This is a genomic window from Bradyrhizobium sp. 137, from assembly GCF_023074095.1.
Lineage (GTDB): Bacteria > Pseudomonadota > Alphaproteobacteria > Rhizobiales > Xanthobacteraceae > Bradyrhizobium.
In genome coordinates, this window is sequence record NZ_JADPKU010000061.1 from 122,345 (window position 1) to 148,000 (window position 25,656).

22 protein-coding genes and 1 pseudogene are annotated in these 25,656 nt (G+C 64.4%); 16 read left to right on the forward strand and 7 right to left on the reverse strand.

Features of this window, described 5'->3' with window-relative positions; translation table 11 throughout:
- Window positions 1–9 precede the first annotated feature (9 nt).
- The 3 genes from IVA78_RS18730 to IVA78_RS18740 all read left to right on the forward strand — a co-directional run bounded on the left by IVA78_RS18730 (window position 10) and on the right by IVA78_RS18740 (window position 2,103).
- Window positions 10–1,203, forward strand: a complete 1,194-nt coding sequence (locus tag IVA78_RS18730; protein WP_247280332.1) for an MFS transporter — start codon at window positions 10–12, stop codon at window positions 1,201–1,203.
- A 138-nt stretch (window positions 1,204–1,341) separates the two neighbouring features.
- On the forward strand, window positions 1,342–1,761 hold the full coding sequence (locus IVA78_RS18735) for a DUF4118 domain-containing protein (RefSeq protein ID WP_247280333.1): 420 nt from the start codon (window positions 1,342–1,344) through the stop codon (window positions 1,759–1,761).
- Window positions 1,762–1,893: 132 nt separating this feature from the next.
- Entirely contained in the window at window positions 1,894–2,103 is a 210-nt protein-coding gene (locus tag IVA78_RS18740; protein ID WP_247280334.1) for a hypothetical protein, read from the forward strand.
- Between the two features lie 257 nt (window positions 2,104–2,360).
- Here IVA78_RS18740 and IVA78_RS18745 read toward each other — a convergent pair whose 3' ends face one another.
- A complete protein-coding gene (locus IVA78_RS18745) occupies window positions 2,361–3,338 on the reverse strand; it encodes a LysR family transcriptional regulator (protein WP_247279126.1) in 978 nt (325 codons plus the stop codon).
- A gap of 118 nt (window positions 3,339–3,456) precedes the next feature.
- On the opposite strand from IVA78_RS18745, the gene IVA78_RS18750 reads away from it, so the two are divergent.
- From IVA78_RS18750 to IVA78_RS18800, 11 genes are all read left to right on the forward strand, one after another.
- Window positions 3,457–4,494, forward strand: coding sequence for a class 1 fructose-bisphosphatase (locus IVA78_RS18750; RefSeq protein ID WP_247279127.1), 1,038 nt, complete (start codon window positions 3,457–3,459; stop codon window positions 4,492–4,494).
- 12 nt (window positions 4,495–4,506) lie between these two features.
- Window positions 4,507–5,382, forward strand: coding sequence for a phosphoribulokinase (locus IVA78_RS18755; protein WP_247279128.1), 876 nt, complete (start codon window positions 4,507–4,509; stop codon window positions 5,380–5,382).
- A gap of 26 nt (window positions 5,383–5,408) precedes the next feature.
- Window positions 5,409–7,427 (forward strand): transketolase, encoded by a 2,019-nt coding sequence (gene tkt / locus IVA78_RS18760; protein ID WP_247466904.1) that lies wholly within the window; start codon window positions 5,409–5,411, stop codon window positions 7,425–7,427.
- 9 nt (window positions 7,428–7,436) lie between these two features.
- On the forward strand, window positions 7,437–8,522 hold the full coding sequence (fba, locus tag IVA78_RS18765) for a class II fructose-bisphosphate aldolase (protein WP_247279130.1): 1,086 nt from the start codon (window positions 7,437–7,439) through the stop codon (window positions 8,520–8,522).
- 31 nt (window positions 8,523–8,553) lie between these two features.
- Window positions 8,554–10,014, forward strand: coding sequence for a form I ribulose bisphosphate carboxylase large subunit (locus IVA78_RS18770; protein WP_247415216.1), 1,461 nt, complete (start codon window positions 8,554–8,556; stop codon window positions 10,012–10,014).
- A 10-nt stretch (window positions 10,015–10,024) separates the two neighbouring features.
- A complete protein-coding gene (locus tag IVA78_RS18775; RefSeq protein ID WP_247279132.1) occupies window positions 10,025–10,432 on the forward strand; it encodes a ribulose bisphosphate carboxylase small subunit in 408 nt (135 codons plus the stop codon).
- A gap of 98 nt (window positions 10,433–10,530) precedes the next feature.
- The gene (cbbX, locus tag IVA78_RS18780; protein ID WP_247279133.1) at window positions 10,531–11,460 is read left to right on the forward strand and encodes a CbbX protein; all 930 of its coding nucleotides are present in this window, start codon (window positions 10,531–10,533) and stop codon (window positions 11,458–11,460) included.
- Window positions 11,457–12,194 (forward strand): ribulose-phosphate 3-epimerase, encoded by a 738-nt coding sequence (gene rpe / locus IVA78_RS18785; RefSeq protein ID WP_247415214.1) that lies wholly within the window; start codon window positions 11,457–11,459, stop codon window positions 12,192–12,194. The genes cbbX and rpe overlap by 4 nt, the downstream gene beginning before the upstream one ends.
- Window positions 12,195–12,408: 214 nt before the next feature.
- Window positions 12,409–12,621, forward strand: a complete 213-nt coding sequence (locus tag IVA78_RS18790; protein WP_247415212.1) for a hypothetical protein — start codon at window positions 12,409–12,411, stop codon at window positions 12,619–12,621.
- Between the two features lie 255 nt (window positions 12,622–12,876).
- Window positions 12,877–14,418: a Do family serine endopeptidase gene (locus IVA78_RS18795; RefSeq protein ID WP_247279136.1), complete on the forward strand. Its 1,542-nt coding sequence runs from the start codon at window positions 12,877–12,879 to the stop codon at window positions 14,416–14,418.
- A gap of 277 nt (window positions 14,419–14,695) precedes the next feature.
- Window positions 14,696–15,058: a hypothetical protein gene (locus IVA78_RS18800; protein WP_247279137.1), complete on the forward strand. Its 363-nt coding sequence runs from the start codon at window positions 14,696–14,698 to the stop codon at window positions 15,056–15,058.
- Between the two features lie 6 nt (window positions 15,059–15,064).
- On the opposite strand, the gene IVA78_RS18805 is transcribed toward IVA78_RS18800, so the two are convergent.
- Entirely contained in the window at window positions 15,065–15,370 is a 306-nt protein-coding gene (locus tag IVA78_RS18805; RefSeq protein ID WP_247279138.1) for a DUF6496 domain-containing protein, read from the reverse strand.
- 90 nt (window positions 15,371–15,460) lie between these two features.
- Window positions 15,461–15,655 carry a DUF3072 domain-containing protein gene (locus IVA78_RS18810; RefSeq protein ID WP_247279139.1) on the reverse strand — a complete coding sequence of 65 codons (195 nt, stop codon included), beginning with the start codon at window positions 15,653–15,655 and terminating at the stop codon, window positions 15,461–15,463.
- A gap of 115 nt (window positions 15,656–15,770) precedes the next feature.
- Here IVA78_RS18810 and IVA78_RS18815 point away from each other — a divergent pair, with 115 nt between their 5' ends.
- Complete coding sequence (locus IVA78_RS18815; RefSeq protein ID WP_247415206.1) at window positions 15,771–15,992, forward strand: hypothetical protein; 222 nt, start codon at window positions 15,771–15,773, stop codon at window positions 15,990–15,992.
- Window positions 15,993–16,401: 409 nt separating this feature from the next.
- Here the strand turns inward: IVA78_RS18815 and IVA78_RS18820 are convergent, their stop codons facing one another.
- A complete protein-coding gene (locus tag IVA78_RS18820) occupies window positions 16,402–16,647 on the reverse strand; it encodes a hypothetical protein (protein ID WP_247279141.1) in 246 nt (81 codons plus the stop codon).
- Window positions 16,648–16,742: 95 nt separating this feature from the next.
- A pseudogene (locus IVA78_RS34605) lies at window positions 16,743–16,999 on the reverse strand (hypothetical protein).
- Between the two features lie 139 nt (window positions 17,000–17,138).
- Between IVA78_RS34605 and IVA78_RS18825 the strand changes: the two are divergent.
- Window positions 17,139–17,360, forward strand: coding sequence for a hypothetical protein (locus IVA78_RS18825; protein ID WP_247279142.1), 222 nt, complete (start codon window positions 17,139–17,141; stop codon window positions 17,358–17,360).
- A gap of 92 nt (window positions 17,361–17,452) precedes the next feature.
- Here IVA78_RS18825 and IVA78_RS18830 read toward each other — a convergent pair whose 3' ends face one another.
- Both IVA78_RS18830 and IVA78_RS18835 read right to left on the reverse strand, forming a co-directional pair.
- Complete coding sequence (locus tag IVA78_RS18830) at window positions 17,453–18,940, reverse strand: HWE histidine kinase domain-containing protein (RefSeq protein ID WP_247279143.1); 1,488 nt, start codon at window positions 18,938–18,940, stop codon at window positions 17,453–17,455.
- Between the two features lie 13 nt (window positions 18,941–18,953).
- The gene (locus IVA78_RS18835) at window positions 18,954–25,250 is read right to left on the reverse strand and encodes a HAMP domain-containing protein (RefSeq protein ID WP_247466908.1); all 6,297 of its coding nucleotides are present in this window, start codon (window positions 25,248–25,250) and stop codon (window positions 18,954–18,956) included.
- Window positions 25,251–25,656: the final 406 nt, after the last annotated feature.

Below are 25,656 nucleotides of genomic sequence, written 5' to 3' on the forward strand. Positions count from 1 at the left end.
GTCTAACGAATGACGATGAATGCCACGATCGAGACCGCGCCCGGACCGGATGCGGTGTCGCAGCGCCTGACCTTCGTGCTTGCCGCGGCCTGTGGCATGGTCGCCGCCAACATCTATTACGCCCAGCCGCTGATCGCGCCGATCAGCGCCGCGCTCGGCCTGTCGCATGCAGCTAGCGGGCTGATCGTCACCATGACGCAGATCGGCTACGGCATCGGGCTTCTCTTCATCGTACCGCTCGGCGACCTCGTCGAGAACCGCACGCTGATCTGCTCGGTCATCGCGCTTGGGGCGGCGGCCCTGCTCGCCGCGGCGTTCGCCACCCACGCGCTGCCGTTCCTGATCGCCGCGCTGTTCATCGGGCTCGGCTCGGTCGCGGTGCAGATCATCATTCCCTATGCCGCGCATCTGGCGCCCGAGGCCATCCGCGGCCGCGTCGTCGGCAATGTCTCGACCGGCCTGATGCTCGGCATCATGCTGGCGCGCCCGGTGTCGAGCTTCGTCACGGCGGCGCTGTCGTGGCACGCAGTGTTCTTCGGCTCGGCCGGGCTGATGATCGTGCTCGCAGCCGTGCTCTGGTTGACGCTGCCGCAGCGCAAGCCGGTGGCGCGCATGCACTATGGCGCGCTGCTGCTGTCGATGCCGCAGCTGGTGCGCACCACGCCGCTGCTGCGCCGCCGTGCGCTCTACCAGGCGAGTCTGTTCGGCTGCTTCACGCTGTTCTGGACGGTAGCGCCGCTCCAGCTCGCGAGCGCATTCGGCTTCACCCAGCGCGGCATCGCGCTGTTCGCGCTCGCAGGCGTTGCCGGCGTGTTCGCGGCCCCGATCGCAGGACGGCTCGCCGACCGCGGCCATAGCCGCCTCGCGACGCTGGTGGCGATGCTGCTCGCAGCCGCCGGATTCCTGATCACGCAGATCGGCGCGGCCGGATCGGTGCTGAACCTCGCCTGCCTGGTGGTGGCCGCGATCGCCATCGATATCGGCGTGCAGGGCAATGTCGTGCTCGGCTTCCGTGCCATTTTCGTGCTCGGGCACGAGCACCGCAGCCGCCTTAACGGGCTCTATATGGCGACGTTCTTCGCCGCAGGTGCTGCCGGCTCCGCGCTCGGCGCCTTCGCCTTCGCACAGGGCGGCTGGACCCTGGCATCGGCCATTGGCCTTGCCCTGCCCGTCGCTGGCCTGCTCTATGCGGCGACCGAATAGCCGCCGGCATGGCCGCAATTATGCGTTGCGGCCCATTTACCAACCCCGCGAGGCCGCAATTTCCGCCTCGCGGTCCGCTCGCCGCTGTAGTACTTTGGTCGCAAGCGGACCTGGTTAACAGGCGGCAGGGGGAGGCTGATGAGGCATACGGGACTGTTTGGCGTACCGCGGGTACGGCCATGGTCGTGGCAGGCGTTTCTGCTGGGGCTTGTCGTCGTGGCGATGTCGGCGGTGCTTCAGGGAATCTGTGTCGCGCTCGGCGCAAAACTCTATTTCGCTGCATTCCTGCCCGGCCTTTTCCTGCTCGGGCTTGTCGCGGGCGTGCCGGCGGCGGCGCTCGCCGCGCTGCTGACCATTCCGCTGGTATGGTGGGCGTTCATGCCGCCCTTTTTCGAGTTCAATTCGCTGACCAGCGCGAATGCCGATTCTATCAACCTGTTCTGCCTGCTGGCCGTGCTGGTGATCGGCCTCGCCGATCTCTGCCGCGAGACGATGGCGATCGTCAGCCGCGGCGGGCTGAAGCGCCCGGGCGAGAGCACGGCAACGAATCCGCAATAGATCGACTGTGCACGCGCGTTGCGCGCGCGCAACAGTTCGGCAACCATCCGCGAGCTTGCCGCGCGCCGCTAACTTTTCGAAAAAGATTTGGCCGCAATTTCTCCCGCGGGAATGACGAGGGAGTTTTCGGACATGAACGGCCAAATAACCGGTCACGCCATCTTGGAGAACGTGCGCCGCTACCGCGGCATCGCATCGCTCTACCGCCAGACCGCTGCATTCCGCCCGGGCCAGAGCTGGTCGTTGCTGGAGCAGGCGAGGGAGTGGGAAGCGCGGGCGCTACTGGAGCTGGAAGCCTATTTCGCGGCGCGCGCAGACTACGCCGTCCCGCTCGCGGCCTGATCGTCAACCATCGGCACGGCCCCGATCCAGCTTGCCGAAGGTGCGATCGTCGGATCGTGCACGGGACATCACGGTGCAATTACGGAGTTGTCTCGGCAAGCGCCTGTGCTAGCAACGGCTCAACGAGATTCTTCACGTCGGCCGGGGCACGCGATGACCACCTTCAACCGCATCTTCACGACGGAGCGTCTGCTCCAGATCATCGTGATCCTGGCCGCGACGATCGCGATGAAGCTGATGGGCTGAACTTCGGCGGCCTATCCCCCGCCGAGTTCGGGCACGTCGGGCAGATAGTTCGATCCCTCCGAACCCAGAAAATCGAACATCGCCTGCGCCGGCGGCAGCAGCACCTTGTCGCTGCGGCGGATCACGTACCATTGCCGCACGATCGGCAGGCCGGCGACGTCGAGCACGATCAGCCGGCCCTCGGCGAGCTCATGCGCCACGGTGTGCGCCGAGATGAAGGCGATGCCGAGCCCGGCGATCACCGCCTGCTTGATGGTCTCGTTGCTGCTCATCTCCATGCCGATGATCGGCTCGAGATCCGACTTCTGGAACATGCCTTCCATCAGCGTCCGCGTACCCGAGCCCGGTTCGCGGGTGAGGAAGGTCTCGTGCACGAGATCGGTCAGGTTGAGGCCGGAATCCTTCTCCAGCCAGTGCCCCTTCCGCGCGACGATGATGTGCGGATTGCGCCCGAGCTGACGGACGTCGACGGTGACGTCCGCCGGTGGCCGACCCATCACGGCGAAATCGAGGTCGTAGCCGTGCATGGCCTCGCGGATCTCCTCGCGATTGCCGATGGTGAGCTTGATCTCGATCTTGGGATAGCGCTTGGAGAACGCCGCGATCGCGTGCGGCACGAAGTACTTTGCGGTCGAGACCGCGCCGAGCTGCACCGTGCCGCCGGTCCGTCCCGCCAGCAGGTCGAGCGCGCCCTGGCAATCCACGATCGCGGCCTCGACCCGTTCGGCCAGCGCCAGCACCTCCTTGCCGGCCTCCGTCAGCAGCATGCCGTCACCGGTCCGCTGCACCAGCGGCAGGCCGGCGAGGTCCTGAAGCTGCCGAAGCTGCTGGGTCACGGCGGGCTGCGTCAGCCCGAGATGGCCGGACGCCGCCGTCACGCTGCCCTTGGCCGAAACCGCCGCAAGCGAGCGCAGCTGCCGGATCGTCAGATGCCGGAGCTGGGACGCCCCGTGGCCGGGGCCATTATAAGAAAATTCTTTTGAGCTCATTATGAATAGAAATTTTCCTTATTAAGCCGTCCCTGTCAATCTCATCGTGCTGGGACTGACCGCACCGACCTCCACGGGGAGGGAGATAGATGCGGCGCCAGCAAGGGGATGGACGCAGATGACCGGGCAACTGAGGTTGGACGACCACCTTCAACGGTACTCTGAGACCGCGCTGCATGCGCTCGCCGTGGCGGCCGCAGTCGACGCCATCGCGGCAGCGGCGATCGAGATCGCCGATCTCATCGCCTCCGGCGATCTCGCCGACGCCTCGGGCCTGACCACGGGCCGCAACAGCGACGGCGACCTCCAGCGCGATCTCGACGTTCAGGCCGATGCGATCCTGCGCCGCTGCCTCAGCAGGCTGCCGCTCGCTGCCCTGGCGTCGGAGGAGATGCGCGAGGCCCAGATTGTCGACCGTGACGGCCGCATCTGCGTCGCGATCGATCCGCTCGACGGCTCCTCCAACATCGACATCAACATGACCGTCGGCACGATCTTCTCGATCCTGCCGGCACCCGATGATCCCTCACTCGCCTTCCATCAGCGCGGCTCGGCCCAGCTTGCGGCGGGCTTCGCCACCTACGGCCCGCAGACCTCGCTGGTGCTGACGCTCGGCGACGGCGTCGATATCTTCACCCTCGATCGCAAGTCCGGCTGCTTCCGCCTCGCGCGCAGCGGCGTGCAGATCTCCGAGGCTTGCGACGAGTTCGCGATCAACGCGTCCAATCGCCGGCACTGGGATCCGCCAGTGCGCGCTTTCATCGACGAATGCCTCGCCGGTGTCGAAGGCCCCGCCAACCACGATTTCAACATGCGCTGGATCGGCTCGCTGGTCGCGGAAGCCTATCGCATCCTCACCCGCGGCGGTGTGTTCCTTTATCCCTCGGACGCGCGTCCCGGCTATGGCGACGGCCGCCTGCGCCTGACCTACGAAGCGCATCCGATCGCCATGATCATCGAGCAGGCCGGCGGCTCGGCCTCGACCGGGCGCGAGCGCATCCTCGAGCTGTCTGCGCAAAGCCTGCACCAGCGCGTGCCGCTGATCATGGGCTCGAGCAATGAGGTGCGGCGGGTCGAGGAATTGCATTGCGATCCGCTGCTGGTCGCCAGCGTCTCCGCGCCGCTGTTCGCGCGACGCGGATTCTTCCGGCTCTGAGCGAGGCGTCCCATGTCCAGGAAGCATCCCATTATCTCCATCACCGGCTCCTCCGGCGCCGGCACCACCTCGGTCAAGAAGACCTTCGAGCAGATATTCTTCCGCGAGAAAGTCAACGCCGTCTACATCGAGGGCGACGCGTTCCATCGCTACGACCGCGCCGAGATGCGCGCGCAGATGGCGAACGAGGCCGAGCGCGGCAACAAGCACTTCAGCCATTTCAGCCCCGAGACCAACCTGTTCGAGGAGCTGGAGCGCGCGTTCCGCGACTATGGCGAGACCGGCACGGCGGTAACGCGTCACTATGTCCACGATGCCGAGGAATCCGCGTTGCATGGCGCACCTCCCGGCACCTTCACCGATTGGGAGCGGCTACCGGAGAATTCGGACCTGCTATTCTACGAGGGCCTGCACGGCGCCGTCGTCACGGATAAGGTGAATGTCGCGCGCTATGCCGACCTCAAGATCGGCGTCGTGCCCGTGATCAATCTCGAATGGATCCAGAAGCTGCACCGCGATCGCAGCGCGCGCGGTTATTCGACCGAGGCCGTCACCGACACCATCCTGCGGCGCATGCCCGATTACATCCATTACATCTGCCCGCAATTCACCGAGACCGACATGAACTTCCAGCGCGTGCCGACGGTGGACACCTCTAATCCGTTCATCGCGCGCTGGATCCCGACGCCAGACGAATCGATGGTCGTGATCCGCTTCAAGAATCCGCGGGGCATCGACTTCCCCTACCTGCTGTCGATGTTGCCGCAAAGCTGGATGTCGCGCGCGAATTCGATCGTCTGCCCCGGCGCGAAACTCGATCTCGCGATGCAGCTGATCCTGACGCCGCTGATCATGCAGCTCATCGAACGCAAGCGAAACCTGAAGTGAAGCAACGACGATAACGGGAGGGCCCGATGAACATCTCGGTTCATGCCGAAGCCGACCTTACGGCAGTCACGCACAACGATCTCGCCAACGCCGTCCGCTTCCTCGCGGTCGACGCCATCGAGACCGCGCAGTCCGGCCATCCCGGCCTGCCCATGGGTATGGCCGACGTCGCGACGGTGCTGTTCTCACGCTTTCTCAAATTCGACTCGGCGCACCCGAACTGGCCCGACCGCGACCGCTTCGTGCTGTCGGCCGGGCACGGCTCGATGCTGCTCTATGCGCTGCTGCATTTGACCGGCGGTGATGTCAGCCTCGATGACATCAAGGCGTTCCGGCAATGGGGCTCGAAGACACCGGGCCATCCCGAATACGGCCACACTCCGGGCGTCGAGACCACGACTGGACCGCTCGGGCAGGGGATCGCGACGGCTGTCGGCATGGCGCTCGCCGAGCGCATGGCCAATGCGCGGCATGGCGATGGCCTCGTCGATCACTTCACCTATGTGATCGCCGGTGACGGCTGCCTGATGGAGGGTATCAGCCAGGAGGCGATTTCGCTCGCCGGCCATCTCCAGCTCGGCCGCTTGATCGTGCTGTTCGACGACAACGGAATCTCCATCGACGGGCCGACCTCGCTGGCAACCTCCGACGACCAGCTCGCGCGCTTCGCCGCCTCCGGCTGGTCGGTGCGCCGCGTTAACGGCCACGATCCCGAAGCCGTTGCGCAGGCGATTGCGCAAGAGCGTGAGACGACAAAACCGTCGCTGATCGCCTGCCGCACCATCATCGGCTATGGCGCGCCGGACCGCCAGGGCACTGAGAAGGCGCATGGTGCGCCGCTCGGAACCGAGCAGACGGCCGCTGCGCGCCGGATGCTGGGCTGGGATTATCAGCCCTTCGTGGTGCCACTTCCGATCCTGAAGGCGTGGCGGATGATCGGACAGCGCGGGCAGGTCGATCGTCTCGCCTGGCTCGATCGTTATGAACGTGCGACGCCCGAGCAGCGCGACCTGTTCATCGAGGGCAAGGCCGTCACCTTGCCCGGCGCCTATGCGCTGGCTGCGGCGACGTTGCGCGAGCGCTTCGCCAGCGAGCGCCCGAAGATCGCGACGCGCCAGGCCTCGCAACAGGTGCTCGAGGGCGTCGCCGGGACGATTCCCGGTTTCGTCGGCGGCTCGGCCGACCTGACGCATTCGAACCTGACACACGCCAAGGTGCAGGCTCCCGTCACGCGTGGGACGTTCACTGGCGATTACATCCATTACGGCATTCGCGAGCACGGCATGGCCGCCGCGATGAATGGCCTCGCGCTGCATGGCGGCTTCATCCCCTACGGCGGTACCTTCCTCGCCTTCTCCGACTACAGCCGGCCGGCGATTCGCCTTGCGGCCCTGATGCGGCTGCGCGTCATCCATGTGATGACCCACGACTCCATCGGCCTCGGCGAGGACGGCCCGACGCACCAGCCGGTCGAGCATCTCGCCGCGCTGCGGGTGATTCCGAACCTTCTGGTGTTCCGTCCCGCCGACGCGGTGGAGATGCTGGAGGCCTGGGACTGCGCACTCAATTCCGAGAGCCGTCCGTCCGTGTTGTGCCTGTCGCGTCAGGCCTTGCCGACCTTCCGCAGCGATGCTCGCGGCAGAAACCGCGTCGCGCGCGGCGCCTATCTCGTCGTGTCGCCTGACGGCGGCCGCGACGTGACGTTGATCGCAACCGGCTCGGAAGTGTCGATCGCGCTGGAGGCGGCGCGCCTGCTCGCGACCGAGCACATCCGTGCCGCCGTCGTGTCCGCACCCTGCTTCGCACTGTTCGAGCAACAATCGGACGATTACCGCGCCACCGTGCTCGGCACTGCGCCGCGTGTCGGGATCGAGGCGGCCGTAGCGGGCGACTGGCCGCGCTGGATCGGCATGGACGGCGAGTTCGTCGGCATGCGCGGCTTCGGCGCCTCGGCGCCGGCGCCCGTACTGTACCGCGAGTTCGGCATCACACCGCAAAGCATTGCGGAAGCCGCCCGACGGGCGATCGCTCGCAAGCGACAATGAGGATTCATCGTGGCTCGTATCACCCTTCGCCAACTGCTCGATCACGCCGCCAGCCACGGCTACGCGGTGCCGGCGTTCAACATCAACAACATGGAGCAGGGCATCGCGATCATGCAGGCGGCGGCAGAGGTCGACGCACCGGTCATCATCCAGGCCTCGCGCGGTGCGCGCAGCTACGCCGGCGATCTCATGCTCTCGCACATGATCGACGCGCTGGAGCGGACCTATCCGGACATCCCGCTCTGCATGCACCAGGACCACGGCAATGACGAAGCGACCTGCGCCTCCGCGATCGCCCACGGCTTCACTTCGGTGATGATGGACGGCTCACTGAAAGCCGACGCAAAGACTGCGGCCGAGTACGATTACAACGTCGCGATCACCCGCCGCGTCGTCGATCTCGCCCACTGGGTCGGCGCCTCCGTCGAAGGTGAGCTCGGCGTGCTCGGCTCGCTCGAGCATGGCGGCGGCGAGCAGGAGGACGGCCACGGCGTCGAGGGCAAGGTCAGCCACGACCAATTGCTGACCGATCCGGACCAAGCCGTCGACTTTGTCCGCGCGACGAAGGTCGATGCCCTGGCGATCGCGATGGGCACATCGCACGGCGCTTACAAGTTCAGCCGCAAGCCAGATGGTGACATCCTGGCGATGCGGGTGGTCGAGGAGATCCATCGCCGGTTGCCGAACACGCATCTCGTCATGCACGGCTCGTCGTCGGTGCCGCAGCCGCTGCAGGACATGTTCAATCAGTTCGGCGGCGAGATGCCGCAGACCTGGGGCGTGCCGGTCGAGGAGATCGTACGCGGCATCGGAAGCGGCGTGCGCAAGGTCAATATCGACACGGACTGCCGTCTCGCAATGACCGCGGTGTTCCGCAAGGTCGCCGCGCAGGCGCCCTCCGAATTCGACCCACGAAAGTTCCTCAAGCCGGCGATGGATGCAATGCGCGAGCTTTGCCGCGAGCGCTTCGAGCAGTTCGGCACGGCAGGCCACGCGAGCAAGATCAAGGTGGTTCCGATGAGCGAGATGGCGCGGCGCTATCGCGCCGGCGAACTTGATCCGCGCATTGGCGCCCGCGAACCGGTCGCAGCCTAGTCGTTCAGAGAGAGAAGAGCAGGAGAAAGTCATGAATGCACACGCAGGAACCGTCCGCGGCAAGGAAAGATATCGCTCGGGCGTGATGGAATATAAGCGCATGGGCTACTGGGAGCCCGACTACACGCCAAAGGACACCGACGTCATCGCGCTGTTTCGCGTGACGCCGCAGGAGGGCGTCGACCCGATCGAGGCGTCGGCTGCGGTCGCCGGTGAATCCTCGACCGCGACCTGGACCGTGGTGTGGACCGATCGGCTGACAGCCGCGGAGAAATATCGCGCGAAATGCTATCGCGTCGATCCGGTCCCGGGCTCGCCCGGCTCCTACTTCGCCTACATCGCCTATGACCTCGATCTGTTCGAGCCGGGCTCGATCGCCAACCTCTCGGCCTCGATTATCGGCAACGTGTTCGGCTTCAAGCCGCTGAAGGCGCTGCGGCTGGAGGACATGCGCTTCCCGGTCGCTTATGTGAAGACGTTCCAGGGACCGGCGACCGGCATCGTGGTCGAGCGCGAGCGGCTCGACAAGTTCGGCCGGCCGCTGCTCGGCGCGACCGTGAAGCCGAAGCTCGGGCTTTCGGGCCGCAATTACGGCCGCGTGGTCTACGAAGCGCTGAAGGGCGGGCTCGACTTCACCAAGGACGACGAGAACATCAACTCGCAGCCCTTCATGCACTGGCGCGACCGTTTCCTCTACTGCATGGAGGCGGTGAACCGTGCGCAGGCGGCCTCCGGCGAGGTCAAGGGCACCTACCTGAACGTCACCGCGGGCACGATGGAGGACATGTACGAGCGCGCCGAGTTCGCCAAAGAGCTCGGGTCGTGCATCGTCATGATCGACCTTGTGATCGGCTACACCGCGATTCAGTCGATGGCCAAGTGGGCGCGGCGCAACGACATGATCCTGCATCTGCATCGCGCCGGCCACTCGACCTATACGCGGCAGAAGAGCCACGGCGTGTCGTTCCGCGTCATCGCCAAATGGATGCGGCTTGCCGGTGTCGACCACATTCATGCCGGCACGGTGGTCGGCAAGCTCGAAGGCGACCCCAACACAACGCGCGGCTACTACGACGTCTGCCGCGAGGACTTCAATCCAACCAAGCTCGAGCACGGGCTGTTCTTCGACCAATCCTGGGCGAGCCTGAACAAGATGATGCCGGTGGCCTCCGGCGGCATCCATGCCGGGCAGATGCACCAGCTGCTCGATCTCTTGGGCGAGGACGTCGTGCTGCAATTCGGCGGCGGCACCATCGGCCATCCCATGGGCATTGCGGCCGGCGCGACCGCCAATCGCGTGGCGCTGGAAGCGATGATCCTCGCCCGCAACGAGGGCCGCGACTATGTCCACGAAGGGCCGGAGATCCTCGCCAAGGCGGCCGAGACCTGCACGCCGCTGAAGGCCGCGCTCGAAGTCTGGAAGGACGTCACCTTCAACTATCAATCCACCGATACGCCGGACTTCGTGCCGACGGCGCTGGAAACCGTTTGAGGAGATTCACATGAAACTGACCCAGGGCTGCTTCTCATACCTGCCCGATCTGACCGACGACCAGATCTACAGCCAGGTGCAGTACTGCCTCGCCAATGGCTGGGCGGTGAACATCGAGTTCACCGACGATCCGCATCCCCGCAACACCTATTGGGAGATGTGGGGCCTGCCGATGTTCGATCTCCAGGACGCCGCGGGCGTGATGATGGAGCTCGCCGAGTGCCGCAGAGTGTACGGCGACCGCTACATCCGCATCAGCGGTTTCGATTCCAGCCATGGCTGGGAATCGGTGCGCATCTCCTTCCTCGTCAACCGGCCAGCGCAGGAGGCGGAGTTCGAGCTGGTGCGGCACGAGGTCGGCGGCCGCGCGATCCGCTACACCACGGTACGAAAGCCAGCCGCGCAGGCGTCCGTGTAAGCCATTCCTCTCCGCGCGGAGCACTCCCTGCTCCGTTTCCTTGGCGGACCACTGCTTCGCCGCTCCCCTGCGGCGAAGCTCTTTTCTTCGAGGTGCCGATGCTTGATATTCCTCACGCAACAACCGAACAGAGCGAGACCAATTTCGATCTCCGGAAGGAAGCTGAAGCGGCCGGGATCACCGACACGCTGCAACAGCTCGAGCAGGAGCTGGTCGGATTGAAGCCGGTGAAGAACCGCGTGCGCCAGATCGCCTCGCTGCTTTTGATCGAACGTATCCGGCAGCGCGCGGGATTAGCCTCCGCGCCGCCGACGCTGCACATGTCGTTCACAGGCAATCCCGGCACCGGCAAGACCACGGTAGCGCTGCGCATGGCCAAGATCCTGCATGGCCTCGGCTTCGTGCGGCGCGGGCAGGTGATCTCGGTCACGCGCGACGATCTCGTCGGCCAGTATATCGGCCACACCGCTCCGAAGACCAAGGAGATATTGAAGAAGGCGATGGGCGGCGTGCTGTTCATCGACGAGGCCTATTATCTGCACCGGCCCGACAACGAGCGTGACTACGGCCAGGAGACGATCGAGATCCTGCTCCAGGTGATGGAGAATCAGCGCGAAGACCTGGTCGTGATCCTCGCCGGCTATGGCGAGCGGATGACGAGCTTCTTCGCCTCCAATCCCGGCTTCCGCTCGCGCATCGCGCACCACATCGAATTTCCAGACTATGCTGAAGCCGAGCTGCTCGTCATCGCCGAGCTGATGCTGAAGGAGCGCGGTTATCGCTTCTCGGCGGCCGCGCGCGAGGCGTTCGAAAAATACATCACGCTGCGCCGGACCCAGCCGTTCTTCTCCAACGCGCGGTCGATCCGCAACGCCGTCGACCGTATCCGCCTGCGGCAGGCCGATCGCCTGGTATCCGATCTCGACCGCATGCTCGACATCGCCGACCTCGAAACCATCGATCCCATCGACGTCCTGGCGAGCCGCGTCTTCAGCGGCGGCGCCGACGCGCGGAGTGCAAGGTCATGACGAGAGAGGTGATCGTTGCTCCTTCAATCCTGGCGGCGGATTTCGCGCGTCTCGGCGAGGAGATCGTGGCGATCGATGCGGCGGGGGCCGACTGGATCCATTGCGACGTCATGGACGGACACTTCGTGCCCAACATCAGCTTTGGCCCCGACGTCATCAAGGCGATCCGGCCGCTGACGAAGAAGGTCTTCGACGTGCATCTCATGATCGCGCCTGTTGATCCTTATCTCGAGGCGTTCGCGAAGGCCGGTGCGGACGTCATTACGGTGCACGCAGAAGCCGGCCCGCATCTGGACCGTTCGCTTCAGGCGATCCGGGCGCTCGGCAGGAAAGCCGGCGTGAGCCTGTGTCCGGCGACGGCGGAGAGTGTCATCGAATATGTGCTCGATCGTCTTGACCTCGTGCTGGTGATGACGGTCAATCCCGGCTTCGGCGGCCAGTCCTTCCTCGACTCCCAGTTGGCGAAGATCGCACGGATCAAGACCATGATCCGCAACCGGCCAATCCGGCTCGAGGTCGATGGCGGTGTCACGCGCGACAATGCTGCTGCGGTGGCCGCCGCGGGCGCCGATACGCTCGTGGCGGGTTCCGCGGTGTTTCGCGGCAAAGGCGCCGCGGAATACGCGGCCAATATTGCGGCCATTCGCGCCGCCGCCGACGCCAGCCTGCTTCCAAAGCCGCAAGATAGGTCTGCGCAGCGGATGCGCGTAAGCGATGGAGGCCCTGTCCGGTAGACTACGTCATCGATCGCCGCCTCTACGCCTGGCCCTTGGCGGGCGGGGAGAATTCAGCGTGCGAATCCGCGCCGACTGGAACTTTGGCTCCCCTCCGCATTTGCTAGAACTAACCGAGGCTGGCGCGCGGCGGGCGCAGCAAAACTTTTGCATGACCGCCATCGGCCTGACGCAAATCGAGGCAATAAGCCCTGTGAATGCGAGGGAGGGTCTCATGGAGAACGTACGTCGCTACCGGGCGCTCGCGTCCCTCTGTCGTCAGCAGGCAGCCTACAGGCCGCTCCAGAACTGGGAGCTTCTCGGCCAGGCCGAACATTTCGAATATCTCGCGGAAGTCGAGCTCAAGGCGCATTTCGACGCGTGCAATGCACAAGGCGGCGAGGACGCCCCTGAAGCCGTGGCTTGGAAGCCACCTGCCGCAGCGTGACAGCCGCGGGCCGGCCCGGCTCAATGTCGGCGCGGGCGACCGGCAGGCCGGCTGTGCGGGTCGAGAGCCGGCAGACATGTCCTGCCAGATCGGTCGCTGAAGCTTCGCGCAGGCAGCATCGTCTTCGTTGATCGTCTTGCCCGCTGGCCGGTCCCCAAATCTTTGCCAAGATTTAATCGCGTGGACGGGACGCCGTAAGGTGGCAACGACCATGTTGGGCGCAAGGCGACAGCTGCTCAACATGGACATCTCGACATGAACGATCGCGTCAATTCCGACATCCCCCCCTCCCGCAAGATCTTGAGGACGCGCAGGCTCGCGCCGCTCGGCAGCGTAGCCGCGCTTGGCGTGGCCGTGCTGGCGGCTGCTCCCGGCGCTTTGCCGTTCGCGATGACCTCCTTCGTCGCGCCGGCCCAAGCCGCCGAAACGGCTGCGACCCCGCCGGGCTTCGGCGATCTCGTGGCCAAGGTCAAACCCGCCGTCATCTCGGTGCGGGTCAGAATTGACCAGAGCAACGACAAGAGCGCGATGCTGCAACAGAACCGGATGGATTCGGACGAAGGCTCGCCGCTCGACCAGTTCTCGCGACAGTTCGGTTTCCGCTTTCCGGGTGGCATGAACGGCATGCCGCGTCAGCGCCGCCAAATGATCACGGGCGAAGGCTCCGGCTTCTTCATCTCCGCCGACGGTTATGCCGTAACCAACAACCACGTTGTCGATCACGCTGAGTCCGTGCAGGTGACCATGGACGACGGCACGACCTACGCCGCGAAGGTCGTCGGCACAGATCCGAAGACCGATCTCGCGCTGATCAAGGTCGACGGCAAGAAAGATTTTCCGTTCGTCAAATTCTCCGACCAGAAGCCGCGCATCGGCGATTGGGTCGTCGCGGTCGGCAATCCCTTCGGCCTTGGCGGCACCGTCACCGCGGGTATCGTCTCGGCCAGCGGCCGCGACATCGGCAATGGTCCCTATGACGACTTCATCCAGATCGACGCGCCGATCAACAAGGGCAATTCGGGCGGTCCGGCTTTCGATATGAGCGGCAATGTGATCGGCGTGAACACCGCGATCTTCTCGCCCTCAGGCGGCTCGGTCGGTATCGGCTTCGATATTCCGGCTACGACTGCAAAACTCGTGGTGGCGCAATTGAAGGACAAGGGCGCAGTTACCCGCGGCTGGCTCGGCGTGCAGGTGCAGCCGGTGACGTCGGATATTGCCGACAGCGTTGGCCTCAAGGAGGCGCGCGGCGCGATCGTCGACAATCCGCAACCCGACAGCCCGGCGGCGAAGGCCGGCATCGAGGCGGGCGACGTTATCACCGCGGTCAACGGCACGGCGGTCAAGGATTCCCGCGATCTCGCCCGCACCATCGCCACCCTGGCGCCCGGCAGCTCAATCAAGCTCGACATCTTCCACAAGGGCGAAAGCAAGACCGTGACGCTGGCGCTTGGCGAGTTGCCGAACGAACGGCAGGCGCAGGGCAAGGCCTATGACGGCAAGGTGCAGCCGGGCACCGGCACGCCGCGCCTTGGGCTTGGTCTGGCTCCGGCCGGCGATGTGCAGGGCGCCGGCCGGGAGGGTGTCGTCGTCACGGAGGTTGATCCGGAGGGGCCGGCCGCGCAGCGCGGCATTCAGACCGGAGACGTCATCCTCAATGTCGGTGGCAAGGCTATCAGCAATGTCGCCGAAGTCCGTTCGGAGCTGGCGCAGGCCAAATCGTCCGGCAAGCGCAGCGTGCTGTTGCAGGTCAGAAGTGCGGATGCCACCCGATTCGTCGCGGTGCCGCTCGCGTAAGGCTGACTCCGATCAATACAAATCCAGAAAGGCGGCCTTCCGGCCGCCTTTCGCATTCGCACTCAAGATCCCACACGAGGCCACCGATAACATTCTCGTTAACGGCAGGGAGGGTGACCCGGTTCGTCCGAAAAAGCCGTGTTCGGCCATCAGACTTTCTGGCCGCGCATCTGCTCGGCGGCAATGAAGCCGTGGGGTCGGTTCGCGAGTGTGGAACTTCGAACCCCCTGACCGCTTTGTGGAACTGGCCGGTGGTTCGCATTTGATCGGTGCCGACATGGATCGATTGAAGCTCTCACTGATAAGTACGCTGCTCGTCGCGTGGTTCATCCTGCCGGCAGAAAACGCGCTCGGGCGCGACGATGGCCGCTATGCGAACTCGCCCCTGAAGCCATGGTTCGACAGCCTGCGCAGCCACCTCGGTCCGTGCTGCTCGGATGCGGACGGCTTTGCCGTCTCCGATCCCGATTGGGAATCGCACAACGGGCATTACCGTGTTCGGCTGGACGGGCAATGGGTCGAGGTGCCGGATGAAGCCGTCATCACCGAGCCGAACCGCGCCGGCCGCACCATGGTGTGGCCGGTGAAGACTGCGTTCGGAATTTCGATCCGCTGCTTCATGCCGGGCAGCATGATCTGACCGAGGTCAGCGTGACCGCTTGGTGGATTTGCGCTTTGACGATGCCCTGGACGATTTCTTGGAAGATTTCTTGGAAGTTTTCTTGGCAGATTTCTTGGACGTCTTCCGCTTGGAGGCTTTCTTCGGGACTTTCTTGCCCTTCTTGCGTGCCTTTGACAGTCCGATCGCAATCGCCTGCTTGCGGCTCTTCACGCGTCCGCCGCGACCGCCACGTCCACTCTTCGCGGTACCTTTCTTGTAACGCCGCATCTCGCTTTCGACATCGCTGCCGGAGCTGCGCGAGTAGCGGCGCTTCTTTGCCTTACGTGCCATGCCTTTTCTCCCTTGGCCGAGGAAGAACCGTTCGACACCGGCATGGTTCCGAACAGCACGCGTGCAATGTTCCCGGCGGTCAAGGCAGCCCTAGAACGAATTCGCCAGTTCGATCTCGGCCTCCAGCACCTGGATGCGCCGCGCAGCCTCGGCGAAGGACAGATCCCGCGCATATTGTGCCGGCTGATACGCCTCTTCGCTCAGCCGCTTCAATCTCAGTCCCTGCGCCCGTGTCATCTGCTCGCTAAGGAAAACCCTGGCGTCGTATTTGGCCTGAACCTGCATGTCGCTCCTCCGGTTTGAAAACATGACTTGACTATATGTTCTTATTTTGTTCTAACAAGCCATGGACAACAGAATTAACGAAATTCGGCGTAAAATCAGCGCCTTGAGGCTGGAAATGGCCGAGGTCGAGGCGTCTGTGCGCGATCTCGTCAACGGCGATTGCGACTGCACCGAACGAGCTCTGGCGCAGATCGATCTGCGCCGGAAAATCAACCTGCTGATCGATGAATGGAAGGCGGCTGGGGGCGGTGACGTCCTGCCTGACGTCCGCGGCCAGATGCGTCTTCGCTCCGTGAAGAATGTCGACAAGGCGGCGCGCCTGTTGGCTGGCCACTAAGCGTGCGCGCAAGCGACATGCTGCCGATTGTCGATGCCCTCGGACACCTAACGGGCCGCGCTGTGCGGGCGGTGCCGGACGAGATCTGCGACAACGTTCCTCGTCCGCCGTGATGACGTGCCGGCGCGCGTCCGCGATGCTGCGAGGCCTTGTGCGGCGACGCTATGCCTGGAGGAGGTGAAGCGGGCCGGCGGGCGATACGCTGGTCAGCGCGCCGAGCATGTGGCGCTAAAGTAGCAAAGTGTCTAGCGGTTTTCCGAAAAGATCATGCTCAAACAACAACCTGAAGCGCAATGACGATTCATCCATCTCATTGCGCTTTATGGCGCGAGGGTCTGGATGAACCGTCATCGTGCTTTGGTGAAGGGCCCCGCGCTGAACACGGGACTCTCACGTTACCGCGCAGAGTTCACTTGGTGTTGCTCATGCCGCCCTTGTTGTTCGTCATGGTGCCGCCCTGGTCGGAGCCGGGGCCAGAGCCGCCTTGACCGGAGGGATCGGCACCTTTGGAGGACTTGGTGTTCGCGCCCGTGGTCTGCGATGATGACATCGAGGACCCATGTTTGGCCTTGTGCGACTTCGCCTCCGCGGCGAACGGCGCGGCAGCGAGGCCAGTTGCCAACATTGCGGCGAGGGCGAGCTTGACTGTCTTCATATGGAGGAACTCCCTGGGTTAAATTGACGCAGGCGGCCAACTGCCGTTCCTCGCAGGAGTTCCCCAACAAAGCTTCTCCACGCGTCACGCGCGCTTCAAGATTGCTTGTTCTCTTCCAGGATGAACACGATGCCGGTGAGCGTCGCGCCGATCGCGAAGGTCGTCCCAGTGCGAGAGCGAACACAAGAGCGGCTTGGCTTCCGCCATGACTCAGCAGATTGGCGACGGCTGGATTGGAAAGAATGAGTGTGAGGCTGAAGGCGAGGCCGAGGGCTGCACCCATCATCGCATGTGTCATCAGCTTGATGAGGCCGGTGGGAGAGACCAGGCCCGACGACTTCTTCGCGCGCATGGAACCATGTCCCGATCTGGCACCCAAACGCGCGCGATAGTCATTAGTTCCATCTGGATGAAGGAATTTTCATCGCCAGCTTCATCCGACGTTCATGCCCGGCTTGCGAACATGAGGCCATCAACACGGGACATTTGATATGGGCAAGGTAGTCTTTCTGTACCGCTCGCTGGCCTATCGCAACGCGGCCGCAGACATCTTGCGCAAGGCGCGCAAGCTCCCGCGCGGCGCGGAGCGAAGCGCGGCCCGGCGCTACGCGAAGGCGTTGCGTGATCTCGCTCGAACGGAAGCTTGGCTCGAAGGACGCATCGCGCGCGACCCAAGGACGGAGCAGCGCATGACGAACACGGCGTCCGGCTAAAGCTCTCCCTTCCGATTGAAACGGAAGCTCTCGATTCTTGGCTTGACGCGCTTTCTTGACGCGAACCGGTTACCGCTTGGCTGGAAAACGCTCTAACCGGATGCGCGCTGCAACTCGGCCGCGGCGGCGGCATCAAATTTGCTGGGTGCTATCGTGGCCGGCTTGCGTGTCAACGGTACCTCGAGGCGGCACAACAGCCCCTCAGCGCGCCAATCGAATTTCGCCCGTCCGCCGAGCTGGGACTCGACGCTCGCGAGCAGGCTTCGCGTTCCGAAGCCTCGGGATTTCGGCGTCCTGACGAGCGGGCCGCCGGATTCCTCCCAGGTCAGCGTGAGGAGTTCGTCTTCGACCTGCCACCCGATCATGAGCCGCCCGGATCGTGTCGAAAGCGCGCCATATTTTGCCGAGTTGGTGAAAAGCTCGTGCAGAGCGAGCGCCAGTGTCTGGGCAGTCGTCGGCAGCAATTGAACCTCGGGGCCCGCCAACCTGATCTGGCCACTCGGCGAATAGGGTGCCAGCTCCTCGTCGATCAGCTTGGAGAGCTCGGCTCCCTGCCAGCTCGACAGCGACAGGATGGTGTGCACGCGCGCGAGCGCATTGATGCGTCCCTCGACGGCATTGACATAGGCCTTGACCTCGTCGGCACGGGTGAGGCGCACGATCGATTGCGCCAATGCCAGCGCATTCTTGGCGCGATGATCGACTTCCCGCGCGAGAAGGTTCTGCTGCTCTTCGGCGCGCTTGCGTTCGGTGATGTCCACCGTAACGCCGCTCACCCGCACCACGCGGCTGCTATGGTCTACCGTTGCGGCCGCCGTGCCGACGCACCAGCGTACCTCGCCATCGGGCCGCACAATGCGGAACTCCGTTTCATAGGAGCGCGTGCCGCTGTTGAACTCGGCGATCGCCTTGCGCAACTGATCGACATCATCGGGATGCAACAGCGCCTGAACGTTGGCCGGGTTGACCTCGAAGCTCTCCGGGCTGACCCCAAAGATGCGATATTGTCCCTCGTCCCACATCCAGTCGCCGGTGATCCAATCCCAATCCCAAGAGCCCATCTTGCCGGCGGCGATTGCCATGCTGCGCCGCTGCTCGCTCTCGCGAAGCTTGGCGGTGGAATTCTCCAGCTCGGCGGTGCGCGCGCGGACGCGGTCCTCGAGCTCCTGATTCAGTCGTTCGAGCTCGCGGGTCTTGCGATAGAGTTCGGCGAACACCTTGATCTTGGCGCGCAGCACCTCCGGCACGACAGGCACCGGAACGTAGTCGACGGCGCCCATCTCGTAGCCCCGCAGCCGGTCGATGTCGCTCACCTGAATGGCAGAGATGAAGATCATCGCGGTCTTCTGGAAGCGCGGATGCTCGCGGATCATCGCGGCGAGCTCGAAGCCGTCGAGTTCGGGCATGCAGACGTCGACCAGGATGACCGCGATCTCGGTCTTGAGCAGAACCTCCAGCGCCTCGCGGCCGGACGAGGCGATCACGAGGTTCTCGCCGAGATCCTTCAGGATTACCTCATAGGCGAGCAGCTTGGCCGGCTGGTCGTCGACGAGCAGGATGTTGACCTTTTCGTGGTCCATTCGCGGATCCAACTCAGCGGTGCAGCCACATGCGGATCGCAAGCAGCAATTGATCGGTGTTGACGGGTTTGGCGAGATAGTCGGACGCGCCGGCCTCCAGGCATTTCTCACGATCACCCTTCATCGCCTTGGCGGTCAGCGCGATGATCGGCAATCGCGCGAAGGCCGGGTTCTCGCGGATCACACCCATGGTCTGATAGCCATCCATCTGCGGCATCATGATGTCCATCAGCACGATGGCGATTTCCGGATTGGATTCGACCAGCGCGACCGCCTCGCTGCCGGTCGTGGCCGTCAACACCTTCATGCCGCGCCGTTCCAACACGCTCGACAGCGCAAAGATGTTACGGGCGTCGTCGTCGACGAGCAGGGCCGTCTTGCCGATCAGGTCCTCGTCGGAACTGTTCAGCTTCTCCAGCATGCGCTGCTTCTCGACCGGTAGTTCCGTGATGACACGGTGCAGGAACAGCGCGGTCTCGTCGAGCAGGCGCTCCGGCGATTCCACGCCCTTGACCACGATGCTGCGCGCCATGGTGTGGAGTTCTGCATCCTCCTCCGCCGAGAGCTCGCGGCCGGTGAACACCACGACCGGAATGTTCGACAGCGCCTCGTCATTGCGGATCTCGTCGAGCACCTCGAAGCCGCTCATGTCCGGCAGCCGCAGGTCGAGCACCACGCAATCGCAAGGCTGCTCGCGCAGCGTCGAGAGCGCGCCGGCACCGGTGTCGGTAACCACGATCTCGATGTCGTCGTGGTGCAGCAGCTCGCGGATCGAGAGTTGTTCGGCCTCGTTGTCCTCGACGATCAGGAGTCGCTTGCGCCGCGGCCGCGCATATTCCTTGATCTGCGTCAGCGCGGCGGAGACGCCTTCTGTCGTCGTCGGCTTGTTGACGAAGGAGAAGGCCCCCCGCGCCAGCGCGTGCTGGCGGTCCTCGTCGAGCGTGATGATCTGGACGGGAATGTGGCGGGTCAGCGGATTGTGCTTGAGCTGGCTCAGCACCGTCCAGCCCAGCATGTCGGGCAGGAACACGTCGAGGGAGACGGCCGTCGGCTGGTACTGTTTGGCGAGCTCCAGCGCTTCGGCGCCGCGGGCCGCAACCAGGACCTTGAAGCCCTTGTCGCGGGCGAGATCGACCAGCACGCGCGCATAGTGCGGATCGTCCTCCACAATCAGGAGGATGGTGTCGCCCGGCTCGATGTTGAGTCGGTCGTCGGGAAGCTGCTCGATGACGCGCTGCTGGTCAGGCGCGGCCGGCTGTAGCGCCGGCGGCTGGGTGTGTTGCTGTGGCGCGGGCGCAGCACGCGGTGCGAGCGTCGGGCCGGAATATTTCAGCGGCAGATAAATCGTGAAGGACGAGCCCTTGCCCGGCGAGCTGCGCAGGTGGATTTCGCCGCCCAGTAGGCTTGCGAGCTCGCGGCTGATCGCAAGCCCGAGGCCCGTGCCGCCATATTTGCGGCTGGTGCCGGCGTCAGCTTGTTGGAACGCTTCGAAGATCAGTTTCTGCTTCTCCAGGGGAATGCCGATCCCGGTATCGGACACCTCGAACGCGATCACGGCTGGTGCGGAGTTCAGTACCGGATGATCCGTCCCCCAGCCGCCGACCGCGCTGGCGACCTTCAGGCGCACCTCGCCTTCGGCGGTGAACTTGAAGGCATTGGAGAGCAGGTTCTTCAGCACCTGCTGCAGGCGCTTGGAGTCGGTGACGATGCTGCGGGGCAGGTTCGGATCGATGTCGATCTTGAACGACAGATTGCGGTTTTCCGCCTCGTGCCGGAACGGCCGGCCCACGGTCTCGAGCAGATTCGCGGTCAGGATTTCCTCGGCGTCGACCGTCACCGTGCCGGACTCGATCTTGGACAGATCGAGAATGTCGCTGATGAGATTGAGCAGATCGGTGCCGGCGCCGTGGATGGTGCGGGCGAATTCGACCTGCTTGGCCGAGAGGTTGCCGTCCGGATTGTCCGTGAGCTGCTGTCCGAGGATCAGGATCGAGTTCAGCGGCGTGCGCAGCTCGTGGCTCATATTGGCGAGGAATTCGGACTTGTACTTCGAAGTTAGTGCGAGCTCGGTCGCCTTTTCCTCCAGCGCGCGGCGGGCTTGCTCGATCTCCTGGTTCTTGCGCTCGACCTCAACGTTGCGCTCGGCGAGCTGCTGCGCCTTCTGTTCGAGCTGGTCGTTAGTCTGCTGCAATTCGCGCTGCTGCGTCTGCAGCTCGCCGGCGAGCTGCTGCGACTGCTTGAGCAGGCCCTCGGTCTGCATCGTGGCCTCGATCGAGTTGAGCACGATGCCGATGGAGTCGGTGAGCTGCTCCAGGAACGTCATCTGCGATGTCGTGAACGATGTCAGCGAAGCAAGTTCGATCACGGCCTTGACCTGGCTCTCGAACAGCACCGGCAGCACCACCAGGTTCTTCGGCGCGACACGAAGCAGCGCCGAGTTGATCGGCACCACGTCGGGCGGAATGTCGGCGACCACGCGCGGCCGCTTGTCGAGGGCGCACTGGCCGATCAGGCCTTCGCCGAACTGAAGCACGCGCTGATAGGGATAGACGCCGTCGCTGGCGTAAGAAGCGAGCAGCAGGAGCTGCGGATCGTTCTCGTTCTCGACCTGGTAGATCACGCCAGTATGGGCGTTCACCAGTGGCGACAATTCGGTGAGCAGAAGCCGGCCGACGGTGGTGAGGTCACGCTGGCCCTGGAGCATGTTGGTGAATTTCGCGAGGTTGGTCTTCAGCCAGTCCTGCTCGGTGTTCACGTCCGTCGTCAGACGGAGATTCGTGATCATCGTGTTGATGTTGTCTTTCAGCTCAGCGACTTCGCCGCGGGCGTCGACCTGGATCGAGCGCGTCAGGTCGCCTTTGGTCACAGCAGTCGCGACTTCCGCGATCGCGCGCACCTGTGAGGTCAGGTTGGCCGCGAGCAGGTTGACGTTGCCGGTCAGGTCCTTCCAAGTGCCGGCGGCGCCGGGCACGTTGGCCTGGCCGCCGAGGCGCCCCTCGACGCCGACCTCGCGCGCCACCGACGTCACCTGATCGGCGAAGGTAGCGAGCGTCTCGGTCATGTTGTTGATGGTGTCGGCGAGCGCCGCGACCTCGCCCTTCGATTTCACGGTGAGGTTCTGCTTCAGATCGCCGTTGGCGACGGCTGTGACGACCTTGACGATGCCGCGGACCTGTTCGGTCAGGTTTGCCGCCATGAAGTTTACGGTGTCGGTGAGATCCTTCCAGGTGCCGGCGACGCCGGGCACCTGCGCCTGTCCGCCGAGCTTGCCTTCAGTGCCGACTTCGCGCGCCACGCGCGTGACTTCGCCGGCGAAGGCGTTGAGCTGGTCCACCATGGTGTTGATGGTGTTCTTCAGCTCGAGGATTTCGCCCTTCACGTCGACCGTGATCTTGCGCGAGAGATCGCCGCGCGCGACCGCCGTGGTGACTTCGGCGATGTTGCGGACCTGCGTGGTGAGGTTCGCGGCGAGCAGGTTGACGTTGTCGGTGAGGTCCTTCCAGGTGCCGCCGACGCCGGGCACGACGGCCTGACCGCCGAGCCGGCCTTCGGTGCCGACCTCGCGCGCCACGCGCGTGACTTCGGCGGCGAAGGAGCGGAGCTGCTCGACCATGGTATTCAGCGTGTCCTTCAAGAGAAGGATTTCGCCGCGCACATCCACCGTGATCTTCTTCGAAAGGTCGCCGCCGGCGATCGCGGTCGCGACCTCGGCGATGTTGCGGACCTGGGCCGTCAGGTTGGAGGCCATGAAGTTGACGTTGTCGGTGAGGTCCTTCCAGGTGCCGGCGACGCCGGGTACTTCGGCCTGACCGCCGAGCTTGCCTTCGGTGCCGACCTCGCGAGCCACGCGCGTGACCTCGCCCGCAAAGCCATTGAGCTGGTCCACCATGGTATTGATGGTGTTCTTCAGCTCGAGGATTTCGCCCTTCACGTCCACCGTGATCTTGCGCGACAAGTCGCCTCGCGCCACGGCGGTGGTGACTTCGGCGATGTTGCGGACCTGGGCCGTGAGGTTGCCCGCCATCGAGTTCACGCTGTCGGTGAGGTCCTTCCAGGTGCCGGCGACGCCGGGCACGTTGGCTTGACCACCCAGGCGGCCTTCGGTGCCGACCTCGCGCGCCACGCGCGTCACCTCGCCCGCGAAGCGGTTGAGCTGGTCGACCATCGTGTTCAGGGTGTCCTTGAGCTGTAGGATCTCGCCGCGCACGTCCACGGTGATCTTGCGCGAGAGATCGCCGCCGGCGATCGCGGTCGCGACTTCGGCGATGTTGCGCACCTGGGCGGTCAAATTGCCCGCCATCGAGTTCACGGAATCGGTCAGATCCTTCCAGGTGCCGGCGACGCCGGGCACGCCGGCCTGGCCGCCGAGCTTGCCGTCGGTGCCGACCTCGCGGGCGACGCGCGTCACTTCGCCGGCGAAGGCGTTGAGCTGGTCCACCATGGTGTTGAGCGTTTCCTTCAGCTGAAGGATTTCGCCCGATACGTTCACGGTGATCTTCTTCGACAAATCGCCCTTCGCCACCGCGGTCGCGACTTCGGCGATGTTGCGGACCTGTCCGGTCAGGTTCGAGGCCATCGAATTGACGCTATCGGTGAGGTCTTTCCAGGTGCCGCCGACGCCGCGCACGACGGCCTGGCCGCCGAGCTTGCCTTCGGTGCCGACCTCGCGCGCCACGCGCGTCACCTCACCGGCGAAGGCGTTGAGCTGGTCCACCATGGTGTTGATGGTGTCCTTCAGCTCCAGGATCTCGCCGCGCACGTCCACGGTGATCTTCTTCGACAGGTCGCCGCCGGCGACCGCCGTTGTCACCTCCGCGATGTTGCGGACCTGCGCAGTCAGGTTCGAGGCCATCGAGTTGACGCTCTCGGTCAGGTCCTTCCAGGTGCCGGCGACGCCGAGCACGTTGGCCTGACCGCCGAGCCGCCCCTCGGTGCCGACCTCGCGGGCGACGCGCGTCACTTCGCCGGCGAAGGCGTTGAGCTGATCGACCATCGTGTTGAGCGTCTCCTTCAGCTGAAGGATCTCGCCCGAGACGTTGACGGTGATCTTCTTCGACAGATCGCCGCTCGCGATCGCGGTGGCGACATCGGCGATGTTGCGGACCTGTGCGGTCAGGTTCGACGCCATGAAGTTGACGTTGTCGGTGAGGTCCTTCCAGGTGCCGGCGACGCCGGGCACCTGGGCCTGGCCGCCGAGCTTGCCTTCGGTACCGACCTCGCGTGCGACGCGTGTCACTTCGGAGGCGAACGAATTGAGCTGGTCCACCATGGTGTTGATGGTGTCTTTCAGCTCCAGGATCTCGCCGCGCACATCCACGGTGATCTTGCGCGACAGGTCGCCGCGCGCCACGGCAGTCGTCACGTTGGCGATGTTGCGCACCTGGGCGGTCAGATTACCGCACATCGCGTTGACGCTATCGGTGAGGTCCTTCCAGGTGCCGGCGACGCCGGGCACGATCGCCTGGCCGCCGAGCTTGCCGTCGGTGCCGACCTCGCGCGCCACGCGCGTCACTTCGGAGGCGAAGGAGCGGAGCTGATCCACCATCGTGTTGATGGCTTCCTTGAGCTGGAGGATTTCGCCGCGGACGTCGACGGTGATCTTCTTCGACAGGTCGCCATTGGCGACCGCGATCGTCACCTCGGCGATGTTGCGAACCTGGTTGGTCAGGTTATTCGCCATCGAGTTGACGCTCTCGGTGAGGTCCTTCCAGACGCCGGTCACCTCGGGCACCTGAGCCTGGCCGCCGAGCTTGCCTTCGGTGCCGACCTCGCGCGCCACGCGCGTCACCTCGGAGGTGAACACGCCGAGCTGCTTGATCATGGTGTTAACGATGGTCGCCGACTGCAAGAACTCGCCGCGCAGGGGGCGGCCGTCGACGTCGAGCTTGACGGTCTGGAGCAGATCGCCTTGCGCCACCGCCGCGACTGCACGCGTCACCTCGCGGGTCGGCCACAACAGGTCATCGATCAGCGTGTTGACGGACCCTTCCATGTCGGCCCAAGAGCCAGATGCGAGGCCGAATTTCACGCGCTGGCGGGTCTTGCCCTCGCGGCCGACCACCTGGCCGACCAGCTCGAGCTGCTGCGCCATGCGCTGATTGGCGGCGATGATTTCGTTAAAAGTGTCGGCGATCTTGCCGTCGATGCCGAGATAATCGCCGCTCATCCGCACGGAGAAATCGCCGCTGCGCATCGCCTGCAAAGCGAGCAGCAATTCCGCCCGGGAATCCGGATCCGACGTACCGTTGGTCTTTGGCTTTGGGACGCGACGACCGGAGCGTGATGCAGTTCCGGGATCGAGGTCGCTCATACTGATTCCCCCGCAGGCGCCGGCCGAATCTATGGCAAGACGCGTTTGGTCAAAATAGAGCGTCAGCCAAATTCGAAATCAAGCGCCAAGGTTGCGGCGCACCGAAAATGGAACCTGCTTTGCTCAGCCCAATAGCATTAACTGCGAACAGTCGGATCGGTTCCACGAAAATTCCGAGAATTCGGCCCTCGGCGGACACCATGGATTAGCGCCTCGCGCACCACGCCTTTCGGAACGGAGCGGCACCCCTGCGGTTAGCCCGCAAAGACAGGGAGAGCGCAGATGAAAGCTGGATTGGCCGTGGTCGTCGTCATGTTGCTTGCCGGATCGGCCTTCGCCCAGGGCGGGGCGCCCAGCGGCCGAGGGGCCGTGACGGGCGATCCCGCCGCCAGCTCGGCCACGCCTC